Source organism: Acinetobacter sp. 1424608 (assembly GCF_000588255.1).
Taxonomy (GTDB): domain Bacteria; phylum Pseudomonadota; class Gammaproteobacteria; order Pseudomonadales; family Moraxellaceae; genus Acinetobacter; species Acinetobacter nosocomialis.
The window spans coordinates 1-15,774 of the sequence record NZ_JFXL01000027.1; the positions used below are offsets into that span (position 1 = coordinate 1).

Below are 15,774 nucleotides of genomic sequence, written 5' to 3' on the forward strand. Positions count from 1 at the left end.
ATTTATACAACAAATGCGATTGAGTCGTTGAATAGCGTAATACGCCATTCAACGAAGAAAAGGAAAATCTTTTCATCTGATGACTCAGTAAAGAAGGTCATTTACTTAGCAACATCAAATGCTGCGAAGAAATGGACGATGCCAATTCAAAATTGGCGTTTAGCAATGAATTGGTTTACGATTCAGTTCGATGATCGATTAAAAGATCATTTATAAAAAATGGAACTTACACAAAATAATTTACAGGCTCGCATTTATATATTTGTTTTTATTTATATTTTTTAATTAACAATCACTTTAGTAATTTAAATATTTCCTTATTACCCTTTTCAGCAAAAAGCAAGAGCATATTAAATGCTCTTGCTTTCATGTTCTTATAAAACACCTTTAGGTGTATATTTCTCATCCAAATCTGTACCAGTAGCCTGTTTTTTCAGCGTTCCGTTACTAAGTACATCTAACACTAAAATTTTACCTGCAATTTTCCCAGATGTACCAGTAGTAGCATAAGTAATTTTAATCTGACATCCTGTAGTTGTTGCGGTAGCGTTTTTAGTATCACCTTCTACTTCTACACTACTATATTTACCTGTTACCGATAAACCGCTAGTCGGCTCACATTGATTATTTTGTAAATTATCAGCAATATCTGATTTCAGGCCATCTCCCAAACTGATACCTTCTGCGACCTGAGAACGTGCAATATAATCTTGATATGCAGGAATCGAAAATGCTGCCAAAATACCAATAATGGCAACCACGATCATGAGTTCAATTAATGTAAAACCTTTTTGTGCATTCATAGCCTTTTCCCCAAAGATTGTATGTATGTTTTTATATAAGCTTTTTGAGCTATAGAATATATTGCAGCAACCATGCCAACTTTTATTTTTATTAAAAAACAAAAGCTTATAAGTATTTTAAATTTATTCGAAATGCTAAAGCAGTAAATAAGTGACAAAAATTGTCACTATAATTTTTTTAGAATTAAATCACTAATAAAAATTTCTTCACAGCCTACTTCTTTTTTTTACCTTTTAATGTGACAAAAATCTCTTTAAAAATACATGATTAGATGACATTTTTTGTCAGTCAGTTTATTGTCCAAATTTTTTAAAACAGCTAGAGTTTGTGTAGATAATTTAATTAATAATGATAGGTGCATTACCCAATTCATTATTCTGATCTGGCATATTTTCATCGTAAAACCGAGACATCACATCACCAATTTGCTGAACCCCAATCACTACAGCTTGTAGATACTGCTTTTGTTTAAGCTGCTGCACAATAGACTCACAAATCTGTTGCCATACCTGCTCAGTCGTCGCGCTTCGAATTCCACGATCAAATATAATTTCTACTGTGCGTTCACATAAATTTAAATAGAGCAGTACACCGCTATTAAGTTCAGTATCCCAAACCCCAAGTTCTGCAAATAATTGCTGCGCCCTTAAGCGCGTGTTCTGCCTATATGCTTGTGAACAAGGAATATGCCCTTCTATAACAACCTGTATTTCACCCACATGACCAAGTTCTGCTTGTTGAACAGCTTCAGCAATAGCTTGTTTATCCCTTTTACTAAAATAGCGGCTACTAGCAGGAAAATAGCAAAGATGCTTAAACCAACGTTTTAAACTTGGCTCTACATATTCCTCAATTTTTGGATGAGTAATAATTTGTGTTGTTTCTGATGTTGTTACCATGACCCTGAAGCACCTCCACCACCAAAACGACCTCCGCCGCCGCCATAACCGCCACCACCGAAGCCGCCTCCGCGTCCACCACCACCAGAACCACTTAAAATAGCCTGTAAAATAAGTTGGGCAATTGAGGTAATAAGTAAAAAGAAAATACCAAATCCAAGTAGTAAACTAGTGACCAAGCCAGCACCGTTTACAAAGCCTGCTACCGCGGCAGCAACACCTGCTGTAGAAGCACTAAGAGGTCGACCAACAATAAAAGAGCCTACAATTCCGGCAATAAGAATAAACAACGCCATTGTCAAAGTAGTTTGTTTGGCTTGTTGTTCTTCGGCAGCCTGATGTTGGCGCTCTTTTAAATCTTGAGCAGCTTGCTGAGCAACTTCCGGATCTAGATTTAAAATCCTTCCGATTTCATCAAGACCAGCGTTTAATCCTTGAGCATATTGGGCTTGTTTAAAATAAGGTGTAATTTGATTTCGAATAATTCGACTTGCCACAATATCAGGCAATACGCCTTCTAAACCATATCCAGTCAAAATTTGTATTCTATGATCATTAATAGCAACTGCGATAAGTAAACCATTATCTCGTTTACTCGAACCAAGTTGCCATTTTTCGCCGACACGTAAAGCGTAATCAAATATATCTTCTTGGCCTGTGGTCGGTACAATCACAATACCTATTTGTGCCTTACCTTGCTGGTATAGATTTAAAATTTTCTGATTGAGTTGCTGCTTTTCAGCTTCACTCAAAATATTGGCTTGATCAATAACAGGCTGATTTAATGTTGGTAAACCGCGAATTGATTCACCATCAGCCATGTCATTCGCAACCTGAGCTTGAGACGCGGCACTTGAAGCAGCCTGCTCATTGATTTTAGGTTTCGATGCTTGAGCTTGCTGCTGTTGAATAATTTTACCTGCCACCACAGTATCAGTTTCATCGGTAGCAGTGGCAATATTATTCTCACTCCAAGCCGCACTCTGAAACAGAACACTGCAGCAGAGCACTATTAAGGTAATAACAAACACCTTAATTTGCTTAAACTGAAGCAATATAGTATTTCTCATGCGGCTCTTCCCTGATTTAAATTAATCGAAAGAAACTTTTGGAGCCTGCTGAGCCGATGCTTCTGCAGAGAAATTAGCTTTTGGATGCATGCCAATCACTTTCGCTGTTACAGCTTGTGGGAACTGACGGACATAAGAGTTATAGTCTTGAACAGTTGTAATATAACGATTACGTGCCACAGCAATTCGGTTTTCTGTACCCTCAAGCTGAACCTGTAATTCTTGGAATTGGGTATTGGCTTTTAAGTCTGGGTAATTTTCTGAAACAGCAATCAGTCGAGATAATGCACCAGTTAACTGGCTTTGCGCTTGTTGATATTTTTCAAGTAATGCTGGGTCTTCCAATACTTCTTTATCGACCTTCAAGCCTGCTACATTTGCGCGTGCCTGAGTTACTTCAGTTAATACTTGCTCTTCGTGCTTAGCATAACCTTTAACTACGTTTACAAGATTTGGTACTAAATCTGATCGACGTTGATATTGGTTCTGTACCTCAGACCAAGCCGCTGTTACAGCCTCATCTTTGACCTGTAAAGTATTATAGCCACAGCCGGAAAATAGTAAGGTGCTTGCAAGTGTTGTCGCGATTACAAGTTGTTTAAACGTTTTCATCGTCACTTTATCCTCAAGTTTTTCTTTATATTTTTAACCTCTTGTCTCGATTGTATGATGAATTTGGCATTATTGTGTTGCTTTTATTTTATAGATTTAAAAAAACCGGATCTTTAAATCCGGTTTTTTATTCTAGCTTGGCCTTAACTTTGTTTCCTCTTGGAAACTTGTCATTTGATATTCATCCGCCAAATAACTCTTCCAGTAATCGACCATCTGGCCATAGTTTTTTTGACTCGGATGAAAGTCTTTTCTGTAATAAGCAAAATATTCAGGTGTCAGTTGTATAATCATTTTAACAAGCAAATACACACCAAAAATATTTCCGCCTATTTTAGGCAAGCTTTTCCATTTATCTTGCCAAAATAATCGTGTCGTACCATAGAAAGCAAGACTCGCAAATCCCGTAGTAACACTACGCATTAGTAAACGGCGAATACGATCATCGCCATATACATGTTGGTATACATCAAATGCAACTGAACGATGCTCGATTTCCTCAATAGCATGCCAGACCCAAAGCTTTAGCGCATCTTGGTCCAAAGTTTTTAATAATTCAGGATGCTGTAAAATATACCCTCCAAGCAAAGCCGTAAAATGCTCAAATGCACATGTCAATGCCAGCTGTAGCTTAGGAGAAATTGTTCTTAAATATTTATCACGCTCATTCAACCAAGCTTGAAAACGATCCAGATTATAATCATCACGGCGCCAAGCCTCATTAAATTCTCCATGCGCTTTCGAGTGCATCGCTTCTTGTCCAATAAATGCGGCAATCTGGGCCTGTAATTGGGGATCGGAAACTTTGTCACGTACATTACGCACGCTATTTACAAAAAACTGTTCTCCTACGGGAAATGTTGAAGAGAGTGCAGTTAAAAAATGGGACATTAAAGGCGAATTTGCAAAATAATAGCGCTTGATTGCTTGAGGATTAAACTCAAGGCGACGCACTGTAATACCCAACGCTTTTCGACGATTTAAATATGATTTTTCTGCCGTCATACCTGCGATGTTCATGCTCAACACCTACTGTAGTGAAGAAGGAAGCTTTGAGTATCTCTTGCAACTAAGGGGCCAAAAAGGGCAAAAAAGCTTATTGTATTTGCCAAAAACGTCAAACTGATTAACGGTAAAAAATAAAGCCTGCATATAGCAGGCTTTATCAGAAATTTTAATAATGATTTTTTAGATTAAACACCAAGGTAATCTAAAATACCTTCAGCAGCTTGGCGACCTTCCCAGATTGCGGTAACTACAAGATCTGAACCGCGCACCATATCACCACCAGCAAAGATTTTCGGGTTTGATGTCTGGAATTTAAATTCTTGGTGCTCTGGTGCAACTACACGACCTGAACCATCAAGATTAATATTCACATTACCAAACCAGTCTGCTGGACTTGGACGGAAACCAAACGCGAGTAAAACTGCATCTGCCGGTAAAATTTCTTCCGAACCTGGAATTGGCTCAGGGCTACGGCGGCCACGACTATCTGGTTCACCCATCTGCGTCGTTACCACTTTTACGCCTGTCACTTTGCCATTCTCACCAACAATTTCGATTGGTTGGCGGTTAAACAAGAACTTTACGCCTTCTTCATACGCATTTTTTACTTCACGTGCAGAACCTGGCATATTGCTTTCATCACGACGATATGCACAAGTTACATCATGAGCACCTTGACGCAATGAAGTACGGTTACAGTCCATTGCGGTATCACCACCACCAAGAACAATAACTTTTTTACCGTCTAAGCTAATGTATTCACTTGGATCTTTTTCCCAACCTTGGCAACGGTTCACGTTAGAGATCAAGAAATCTAGCGCATCATAAACACCATCAAGATCTTCACCCGGGAAACCACCTTTCATGTAGGTATAAGTTCCCATTCCCATGAATACTGCATCATATTCAGCAAGTAATTCATCAATCGTGACATCTTTACCAATTTCAGTATTTAAGCGGAATTCAATACCCATGCCAGTGAAAATTTCACGGCGGCGCTTCATCACATCCTTTTCCATTTTGAATTCTGGAATACCAAATGTCAGTAAGCCACCAATTTCAGGACGCTTATCGAATACAACTGGCTTAACACCACCGCGGGCTAAAATATCAGCACAACCTAGCCCTGCTGGACCTGCACCAATGATCGCAACTTTTTTACCTGTCCATTTTACATGGGACATGTCTGGGCGCCAACCCAAAGCAAAAGCAGTGTCATTAATATATTTTTCAGCATTCCCAATGGTTACTGCACCAAACCCATCATTTAAGGTACAAGCGCCTTCACACAAACGGTCTTGCGGACATACACGACCACATACCTCAGGTAAAGTATTGGTTTGATGGCAAAGCTCAGCAGCTTGGAAAATTTGACCTTCAGCGATGAGTTTGAGCCAGTTTGGAATGTAGTTATGTACTGGACATTTCCATTCACAATAAGGGTTACCACAACCTAAACAACGGTGTGTCTGATTAGTGACTGTTTCCGAAGTAAAAGGTTTATAAATTTCCACAAATTCTGCTTTGCGGACAGTAATATCTTTTTTCTCTGGATCTTGACGTGGTACATCCAGAAATTGAAAGTCATTATTTAGGCGTTCTGCCATGTCTCTCTCCGTGGGTAGGCGCGGATTTCACTGTTGCCCGCACCTGCCTATGTCTTTGCAGTCGTGGAATTATTGTGGGTCAGCTTGTGTAGTTTTCAAAAGCGATTGCAAGTTAGCAGCTTTTGGTTTTACAAGCCAGAATTTACGGCTGTAGAAATCGAACTCATTGCGGATTTTATAAGCCCAAGCACTACCTGTTTCTTTGATATGCTCGTCAATAATACGCAACAAGAACTCTTTATGATCTTCCATAGATTCTGTTGAAATACGAGTCAAGTCAATTAACTCGTGGTTGTAGTAATCTACAAAGTCATTATCGAGGTCAAGTACATAAGCAAAACCGCCTGTCATACCTGCACCGAAGTTATGACCCACTTTTCCAAGTACAGTCACAACACCACCAGTCATATATTCACAGCAGTGGTCGCCTGCACCTTCAATAACAGCAAACGCACCAGAGTTACGAACTGCGAAACGCTCACCTGCCGTACCAGCTGCAAATAACTTACCGCCAGTTGCACCGTATAAACAGGTATTACCAATAATTGCTGTATTTTGAGTTTGGAAAGGTGAACCTTTTGGTGGGAAGATCGAGATACGACCACCAGCCATACCTTTACCAACATAGTCGTTTGCATCACCTTCAAGACGGATATGCAAACCACCAGCGTTCCATACACCAAGTGACTGACCAGCTGTACCTGTTAAGTTCATTACAACTGGATGTGCTTCCATACCCAAGTTGCCATAACGACGAGCAATTTCACCTGATACACGTGCGCCAATTGAACGATCACAGTTCACGACGTTAAAGTTGAATTGACCACCTGCACTTGACTCAATTGCAGGAAGCATTTCTGCGACCATTTTCTCAGCCAATACACCTTTATCAAATGGTGCATTACCTTGAACTTCACAGTACTGCGCTTTACCTTCAGCAGAAGGATGAGAAGTTAATAACGCGCTTAAATCAAGGTGAGCATGTTTTTCAGTTTCACCCGGTAATACTTCAAGCAAGTCCACACGACCAATTAAGTCTTTCAATGAAGAAACACCTAATGCTGCCAACCATTCACGAGTTTCTTCCGCAATAAAGTGGAAGAAATTAATGAGCATTTCTGGCTCGCCAATATAATGTTCTTGACGTAAATGATCTTGTTGAGTTGCAACACCAGTTGCACAGTTATTTAAGTGACAAATACGGAGGTATTTACAACCTAAAGCGATCATTGGTGTTGAACCAAAGCCAAAGCTTTCAGCACCTAAAATTGCAGCCTTGATCACATCAAGACCAGTTTTTAAACCACCGTCAGTTTGTACACGTACTTTGCCACGTAAGTCATTTACACGAAGTGCCTGATGCGCTTCACTTAGACCAAGCTCCCATGGCGAACCCGCATGGTGAATTGATGAAAGCGGAGATGCAGCAGTACCACCGTCATAACCTGAAATAGTAATAAAGTCTGCATATGCTTTAGCAACACCAGCAGCAATCGTACCTACACCTGGTTCAGATACCAACTTCACAGATACCATGGCTTTCGGGTTAACTTGTTTCAAGTCAAAGATAAGTTGTGACAAATCTTCAATTGAGTAAATGTCGTGGTGTGGCGGAGGTGAAATAAGTGTTACGCCCGGTACTGAGTAACGTAAACGTGCAATTAAGCCATTCACTTTACCACCTGGTAACTGACCACCTTCACCCGGTTTTGCACCTTGAGCAACTTTAATTTGCAAGACTTCAGCAGAAGTTAAATATGCAGGTGTTACACCGAAACGACCAGATGCGATTTGCTTGATTTTCGAGTTACGAATTGTGCCGTAACGCGCAGGGTCTTCACCACCCTCACCAGAGTTTGAACGACCTCCAATGGTGTTCATCGCAATTGCAATAGCTTCATGAGCTTCTGGAGAAAGCGCACCTAAAGACATCCCTGCCGAGTCGAAACGAGGCAAGATCTCTTCAACCGATTCAACTTGTTCAACAGGAATTGGATTGGTTGTTTTTAATTTAAATAAGTCACGAATAGTCGCTACTGGACGGTTATTTACCAATTCAGCATATTCTTTAAAGTCTTCGTATTTACCAGAGCGAACCGCTTTATGTAGTGAGTTAATCACATCTGGGTTAAACGCATGATACTCTTTACCAAATACGAATTTAAGCAAACCACCCTGATCAATTGGTTTACGACTTGACCAAGCTGTTGCTGCTAATTTTTTCTGATCATTTTCAAGATCAACAAAAGTTGCACCTTGGATACGACTTGGAACGCCCAAGAAACACTGATCTACCACTTCAGAAGATAAGCCTACTGCTTCAAAAAGCTGACCACCACGGTAAGAAGCAACTGTAGAGATACCCATTTTTGAAAGAACTTTTAATAAGCCTTTCTCAATACCTTTACGGAAGTTTGCTTGTGCATGAATCGGATCACCTAAAAGCTCACCTTTAGCAATCAAGTCATTGATCACATCGTATGCAAGATATGGATAAACAGCAGTCGCACCAAAACCAAGTAATACCGCAAATTGGTGCGGATCACGTGCAAAACCAGTTTCAACCATAATGTTTGCATCAGTACGCAAACCAGTTTTAATGAGGTAATGGTGTACCGCACCCGTTGCAAGTGCAGCGTTTGCAGGTAAGAAACCTTCACGAATGTTTTTATCAGTTAAAACAATTAGGGTTTTACCATCACGAACAGCTTGTGCAGATTCTTCACAAATACGCGTAATTGCCGCTTGTAAACCTTCTGTTTCAGCATAGTTCAAATCAATATCAACTGCTTCATAACCCGGACGCTCAATGCTACGGATTTGCTGCATTTTTGAATTTGACAGTACAGGGCTAGAGATGATGATACGATCAGCATGCTCAGGGCCTTGTTCAAATACATTCTGCTCACGACCTAAACAGGTTTCGAGCGACATGACAATTGATTCACGCAGTGGATCAATTGGTGGGTTTGTCACCTGTGCAAATTGTTGACGGAAATAATCTGTCACATGGCGAACTTGACGAGACAATACAGCCATCGGTGTATCGTCACCCATAGAGCCAACTGCTTCCTGACCGCTTTCAGCGATTGGGCGTAACAACTGGTCACGCTCTTCAAATGTCACCATAAACATTTTTTGAGCTGCTTTTAATGTTTCGCCAGTTAAACCTTTATCAACAAGTTGTTCTTCAAGTTCAGGGTTTGCATTTAAGCGAATCGCATAATCACGTAACCATTCACGGTATGGACGCATGTTCTTCAAATGTGTACTAACATCTTTAGTATCAAGTACTTTACCTGTTAGGGTATCAACTACCAAAATCTGACCCGGACCTACACGACCTTTAGAAACTACGTCTTCAGGTTCATAGCCCCAAACACCGATTTCAGATGCCAAGGTAATGTAATCATTTTTGGTAATGACCCAACGTGCAGGACGTAAACCATTACGGTCAAGCATACAAATCGCATGACGACCATCTTGAATAACAAGACCAGCAGGACCATCCCAAGCTTCCATATGCTTAGAGTTGAATTCATAGAATGCACGTAAGTCTGCATCTAGAGTTTCAACGTTTTGCCAAGCTGGTGGAACGAGCATGCGTAAAGCACGGAATAAATCCATACCACCACCCACCAAGATCTCAAGCATGTTATCTAAGCTTGAAGAATCTGAACCTGTACGGTTTACAATCGGATTAAGCTCAGTAAGACCCGGTAATAATGGGTTTTCGAATTTAGGAGTACGCGCTAATGCCCAGTTACGGTTTGCTGTAATAGTGTTGATTTCACCATTATGTGCAAGGTAACGGAATGGCTGAGCCAAAGGCCAACGCGGTAATGTATTTGTAGAGAAACGTTGGTGGAATACCACAATATGCGATTTTAAGCGCTCATCTGCTAAGTCTGTATAGAACTCAGCAATTGCCGCAGGCATCATCAAGCCTTTATAGCTAATGACTGTTGAACAAAGCGTAGTCACATAAAATAACGGATCTTTTTGGAGTTGTTGTTCCGCACGGCGACGCGCCAAGAATAACTTACGGTTAAATTCAACCTCAGTTACACCCATTGGACAGTTCACAATGACTTGTTCAAAAGCTGGTAAAGATTGAAGTGCAATTTCGCCTAATGCATCGTTGTTTGTAGGAACGATACGCCAAGCGAGAACACGTAAACCTTCTGACTCGATTTCTTTCGTTAAAATATTTTTAGAGTGTTGTGCTAATGCTGGATCAATATTTAAAAATACCGTACCCACAGCAAAAATTTCACTGAGTGTAATATCACTTAGTTTTTTTGCTTCATCACGGAAAAATTGCTTTGGCATCGCCAATAATAAGCCGCAACCATCTCCCGTCTTGCCATCTGCGGCAATACCACCACGGTGCGTCATGCAACTTAAACTGTGAATCGCGGTTTCTACTAGATGATGACTTGATTCACCCTTCATATGGGCAATCAGTCCAAAACCACAGTTATCCTTAAACTCATCAGGTTGATATAAACCTTGAGCGGGAGCTACAGTATTAGGCGATGGCATGTGCATAGCGTACCCTTCTTTCAATAAGGCTCTTTCGAGCGTCAAACAAACAACTTCTTTTTGCGATAGTGCCTACGGATGATAGTTAGCTCAATGTTTCGCAAACAAAAAATTTTGGGCTGATAAGCCAATATACGCTGTTCCATTTTTACGTACACTGGTTTTTGCTAGAAAAATGTTTTGACTTATTTCGCACTCTTTTAAAGCAGTTCGACCCCACGACTCTGCATAGAATTCACTTCTTAGAGGGCTAAAATAGTTTGCAGCACATTAATAAGCACAACAATAAAGCAAAAAGTGTGCCATATTGAAAAATTAAGACTAAACACTTATATTTATTATAAATATAGTTATTTTATTCACGTTATCATGTAAGAAAATGACTAAATATGCACCACATATGGTCAAAAAATATTATTATTCAACTAATTTGCACCATTTTTGCGCACATTACGAGGTGGATTAATTCCCTTTTGTGCCCTCATTTGTGGCATTTTTCTGCTGTCCCTCATTGATTCGTGTTTGAGGTGTTCTATTAGGCTGATCAATATTAGAATTTGATTGCTGTACATCAACCACATTTCCTTCTGCATCACGACGAATAATCGTAGTTTTTGTAGCTGAATTAGTTGCAGGAGCTTTAGGCTGAGCATTGGCAGTTCCCGTAGCTACTCCTGACATCAATAATGACTCATCAATTGTAGGTAAAGCAGCCGGACGCAGACGTACTTCATAAAGCTGATTATTACCACCTTTCATCTCATCTGCTCCCAAGTCATTTACCAGTGAGGCATAACTTGAGAACTGTTGTGGCTGAGGTTTAACTGACTCAGGTAATTGCAGATTAATTTGTGTTAATTGCTGAATTGCATCTTCTGAACGTTTGAATGTGCCATAGACCAACACATACTGCTCTGCTTGTTGTTCCCCACTTAAGCGGAAATAAATAAATTTATTACGGTCGGTACGGTTTTTTAAAAAGTTTTTAATAATGTCTTCATCAGAGGCACGGAATAGCTCAAGCGTCCATTGTTTTTTATTTTCATTAATAAACTTTGTACCACGGAACTCAAGTTCATGCTCACCCGAAGCAACTGTACGAGTGGTCAAATCGAGTGGACGGACTTCATCCGCTAAAGCACCCAGATTAGGAGTTGTAGCAACTTTCTCTGGTTGAATTTGTACAGGCGCCTCAGAATCAGCCGACTTTTCAACTTCAACCAGTTTTTTGCTATCGGTAATTACCCAAAAAATAAAAGCAAGGAATAAGCAGGCAATACCACCAACCAACCAGATATATTGTTGAACATTCTGCCAAAGTGTACGTGATACAGTCATGCTTTACCTTATTTTTTTATCCGTGTTGATTTGCCAAAATAGCCTGTTTCATCAATTCGACATCAAAGTCTTTGGTAATTACTGCTTGCCCAAGTTGCTTTAACAACACCAAACGTAATTGCCCATTGAGAACTTTTTTGTCATGAGCCATATATCCAAGGAAATCATCCAATGGAATTTGTGGACATGATATCGGCAAATTCGCACGTTGAATGATTTTTTTTGTACGAGCTACATCTTCATCTGAGATCCAGCCCAAACGTTGTGATAAATCTGCCGCCATGACCATACCGGTTGCAACAGCTTCACCATGTAACCAAGTACCATAACCAAGATATGACTCAATCGCATGACCGAAAGTATGGCCTAAATTAAGTAAAGCGCGCTCACCTTGTTCTTTTTCATCATTCGCAACAATACGCGCTTTATGAGCACATGAACGATAGACAGCTTCTGCAAGTAAATTAGCATCTCTTGCAACAAGGCCATCCATATTTTCTTCAAGCCAAACCAAGAAATCTACATCACCTAAAAGTGCATATTTAATCACTTCAGCTAAACCAGCTGAAAGCTCACGTTCTGGTAATGTATTCAGTTGTGCCATATCAGCCAAAACAACCTGTGGTTGCTGAAAAGCACCTAACATATTCTTGCCAAGCGGATGGTTGATTCCTGTTTTCCCACCCACACTTGAATCTACTTGTGAAAGTAATGTGGTAGGAACCTGAACAAAATAAACGCCACGTTGGAAACAAGCAGAGGCAAAACCCGCCATATCCCCAATCACGCCCCCACCTAAAGCTAAAACTGTACAATCACGGTTAAAACCAGCTTCAAGCAACGCATCAAAAATTAAATTTAAATGTTGAATATCTTTATATCTTTCACCATCGGGCAAAATACAGGTCGCAACCGTTTTACCTAGGCTCTTTAAGGCTTCCTGATAGTGGCTTAAATATAAAGGCGCAACCGTAACATTACTTACAATCATGACCTGTTGACCATGAATATATGGTTCTAGTAATTGTTTCGGGTCAAGTTGACTACCAATAAAAATAGGATAACGGCGTTCGCCTAATTCAACATGTAAAGTTTGCATGAATTTATAAAACCACTAGTCAGTTCGTCTATTTTAACTTGTTCGATAGAATAAGTTGCAAAATCTTTTGTGCAAGATCACGTGCAGCACCTTGATTTGTTTCAATCGTATAGTGTGCAACTTCGCGATACAAAGGATCTCTAATCTTTAATAAATCCCGCAGTTTTTGTTCAGGATTTTCAACTTGTAGTAAAGGTCGGTTTTTATCGCGATAGGTTCTTTGTAGTTGTAATTCGACAGGAGTATAGAGATAAACAACAATTCCACGTTGCTTTAAAAATTCTCGATTAGGTGCTTGGGTAATGGCCCCGCCGCCTGTTGCTAGCACTAATGCTTTACGTGAAGTGAGTTCATTTAAGACCACAGTTTCACGGGTGCGAAATCCAACTTCTCCTTCTTTTTCAAAAATCCAGGGAATAGTTGCCCCTGTCTTGCGCTCAATTTCATGATCACTATCTAAAAATTCACGCCCTAATAGTTCTGCTAAATGACGTCCAACGGTTGTTTTTCCTGCCCCCATGGGCCCTACCAAATAAATATTTGGTAGGGTTTCAAACGCTTTGCTTGGCAAGGCGCCACCTATTTCAATTGCTTTCATTAAAAAATATATTAATGATTTCTCGCTAAAGTGTCATTAACAATTCGTGGTGTAACGAAAATCAGCAACTCTTGTTTATCATCAGACTTTACGTCTTTTCTAAATAAACGCCCAACTACAGGAATATCACCAAAGAAAGGAACTTTGGTTTGAGAATTCTTTGTCGTCTGCTCAAATACACCACCTAAAATGACAGTTTCTCCATTATCCACCAATACATTGGTATTGATATTATTCTTATTCAGAATTAATTCACCATTCGGTGCCTCACCAGCTATAGAATCCTTAGAAATATCTAATTTCATTTGAATCTTGCCATCAGGTGTAATGCTCGGAGTAACATCCAGACTTAAGAGAGCATCTTTAAATGATGTTGTCGCTGTAGAACCAGCACCAGAAGTGGTCGTCATTAAATAAGGAACTTGTTGACCTGTTGCAACTTTCGCAGTTTGTTTATCAGCAGTCATGACTTTAGGTGTTGAAATCACTTCACCATAGCCATCAGCTTGTAAAGCAGATAACTCAAGATCCAACATGAAGTCAGACATACTGATGAGACCAAAGGCAATACTTCCCGCTGGATTAGAAACTCCCAAGTCAACGTTTAAGTTATCAGGGCGCTCAATAGTATATTTATAGCCTCCCGTAGTCTCATCTTTTTTAGGCTCACGCAAATTCCACAGGGTTGTTTCACTACCACCAACCAATAAGTTTTTATTATTGGTAATACCTTGCGAAAGAATACCCCACTTCACCCCAAGTTCTTTGGTAAATGATGTAGAGGCTCTTACAATACGTGCTTCAACCATGACTTGCTTAACTTGCACATCAAGCAACTCAATCATTTTACGAACTTTATCAATATTTTGTGCTGTGTCATTTACAATCAAGGTGTTAGTGCGTGAATCAGCTACAGCACTACCACGGGAACTCAATAAACTCTCTAAAGCAAGAGCATCTGAATTAGCAGTACGGTTTGCAGCTGCCCCTTTTGCATCACGAGTATCTTCAATTAGCTTAAGTACATCAACCGCTTTCGCATAACTCATACGAATATAATCTGTTTGGATCGGAGCCAATTTAATTGTTTGCGCTAAGGCTTTTGCTTCATCATCTTCTGCTTTAATTAACTCAGCGACTGGTGCAATCCAGATCACGTTCCCGTTACGACGTTTATCAAGATTTTTCGTCTTTAAAATAATATCGAGTGCTTGGTCCCAAGGCACATCTTTCAAGCGTAGCGTGATATTACCTTGCACACTATCCGCAGCCACCATGTTGATACCTGTAAAATCAGCAAGTAATTGCAAAACACGGCGTACTTCAATGTCTTGGAAATCTAACGAAAGCTTATTACCAGAATAAGTCGGTGTCTTAGATGAAGAAGGTATACTTTTATCTTGTGGACGTTTTAAGCTAATCGTGAGCTTATTTTCAGCCTGATACGCCATATATTCATAGCTGCCAGATGACTGAATAGTAATTACACCAGCATCTTTTTCATTATAAGCATCAATACTTGAAACTGGTGTTGCAAAATCATTTACATTTAAACGGCGCGCTAAATGGGCCGGAATTTTTGTACCTAAAGTTCTTATAACAACTTTACTGCCTTGTTGTTGAACATCTACAGGTGTATTACTCCCTAAAAGGTCGACAACAACTAAGCCTTCTCCCTGATTACCACGTTGAAAACCAATATTTGAAACGCCTTGTTGTTGTACAGCGGCTACAGGTATAGGCTTATTACTGGTTTGGGCCGAATTAATTTTTAAAATGAAAGTATTACCTTCCACACGTGTTGTAAAAGCGCCAGCATCTTTTAGGTTTACGGTTAAACGTGAACGCTGGTCATCTGAAGTCACATCAACAGAACTTGCTTCATTGGTTGCAACTGCAATTTTAGACTGTTTTAAACTTTGCTGTGCCTTATCAAAATCTAGTATTAAACGTGAAGGATTTTCAAGTTGATAAGCTTGTGGCTGTGGTGGTAAGCCATTAAACATGACTCTAATTTCTGTGCCCTGACCTGCTATTTGCGTTGGTACAATATTGGTCATGCTGACCTGTGCAGATGCAGCCTGCATAATTGCAACAGCTACAACCCCCAAAGAAAACTGACGGAATACCTGATTCATTGTCTGACCATCCCCAATTAAATAATCTTTAAAAATACTTTTTCGTTGTTATTCCC

General features: G+C 39.9%; 12 protein-coding genes. 1 reads left to right on the top strand and 11 read right to left on the bottom strand.

All coding sequences use genetic code 11. The features are described from left to right. Window positions 1-216: IS256 family transposase (locus J678_RS21300; protein WP_025469423.1), on the top strand; the 216-nt coding region annotated here is incomplete at its 5' end. A 158-nt stretch (window positions 217-374) separates the two neighbouring features. Here the strand turns inward: J678_RS21300 and J678_RS21305 are convergent. The 11 genes from J678_RS21305 to pilQ all read right to left on the bottom strand — a co-directional run bounded on the left by J678_RS21305 (window position 375) and on the right by pilQ (window position 15,718). Further along, the gene (locus tag J678_RS21305) at window positions 375-803 is read right to left on the bottom strand and encodes a pilin (protein ID WP_031956413.1); all 429 of its coding nucleotides are present in this window, start codon (window positions 801-803) and stop codon (window positions 375-377) included. 339 nt (window positions 804-1,142) lie between these two features. Then, window positions 1,143-1,703 (bottom strand): TPM domain-containing protein, encoded by a 561-nt coding sequence (locus J678_RS21310; protein ID WP_031956415.1) that lies wholly within the window; start codon window positions 1,701-1,703, stop codon window positions 1,143-1,145. Next, window positions 1,697-2,773, bottom strand: a complete 1,077-nt coding sequence (locus J678_RS21315) for a TPM domain-containing protein (RefSeq protein WP_031956417.1) — start codon at window positions 2,771-2,773, stop codon at window positions 1,697-1,699. Before J678_RS21315 ends, J678_RS21310 begins: the two co-directional genes overlap by 7 nt. Before the next feature lie 21 nt (window positions 2,774-2,794). After that, window positions 2,795-3,385, bottom strand: a complete 591-nt coding sequence (locus J678_RS21320; RefSeq protein ID WP_002051712.1) for a LemA family protein — start codon at window positions 3,383-3,385, stop codon at window positions 2,795-2,797. A 132-nt stretch (window positions 3,386-3,517) separates the two neighbouring features. Continuing rightward, window positions 3,518-4,405, bottom strand: coding sequence for a metal-dependent hydrolase (locus J678_RS21325; protein WP_002051771.1), 888 nt, complete (start codon window positions 4,403-4,405; stop codon window positions 3,518-3,520). A 173-nt stretch (window positions 4,406-4,578) separates the two neighbouring features. Then, a complete protein-coding gene (locus J678_RS21330) occupies window positions 4,579-6,000 on the bottom strand; it encodes a glutamate synthase subunit beta (protein WP_002051782.1) in 1,422 nt (473 codons plus the stop codon). A gap of 69 nt (window positions 6,001-6,069) precedes the next feature. Beyond that, complete coding sequence (gene gltB, locus J678_RS21335) at window positions 6,070-10,545, bottom strand: glutamate synthase large subunit (RefSeq protein WP_171070761.1); 4,476 nt, start codon at window positions 10,543-10,545, stop codon at window positions 6,070-6,072. A gap of 462 nt (window positions 10,546-11,007) precedes the next feature. Beyond that, window positions 11,008-11,883, bottom strand: coding sequence for a hypothetical protein (locus tag J678_RS21340; RefSeq protein ID WP_031956420.1), 876 nt, complete (start codon window positions 11,881-11,883; stop codon window positions 11,008-11,010). A 16-nt stretch (window positions 11,884-11,899) separates the two neighbouring features. Further along, window positions 11,900-12,982 carry a 3-dehydroquinate synthase gene (gene aroB, locus J678_RS21345; protein WP_031956422.1) on the bottom strand — a complete coding sequence of 361 codons (1,083 nt, stop codon included), beginning with the start codon at window positions 12,980-12,982 and terminating at the stop codon, window positions 11,900-11,902. Between the two features lie 28 nt (window positions 12,983-13,010). After that, window positions 13,011-13,580 carry a shikimate kinase AroK gene (gene aroK, locus J678_RS21350; protein WP_000643712.1) on the bottom strand — a complete coding sequence of 190 codons (570 nt, stop codon included), beginning with the start codon at window positions 13,578-13,580 and terminating at the stop codon, window positions 13,011-13,013. Between the two features lie 11 nt (window positions 13,581-13,591). Continuing rightward, complete coding sequence (gene pilQ, locus J678_RS21355; protein ID WP_031956423.1) at window positions 13,592-15,718, bottom strand: type IV pilus secretin PilQ family protein; 2,127 nt, start codon at window positions 15,716-15,718, stop codon at window positions 13,592-13,594. Window positions 15,719-15,774 lie beyond the last annotated feature (56 nt).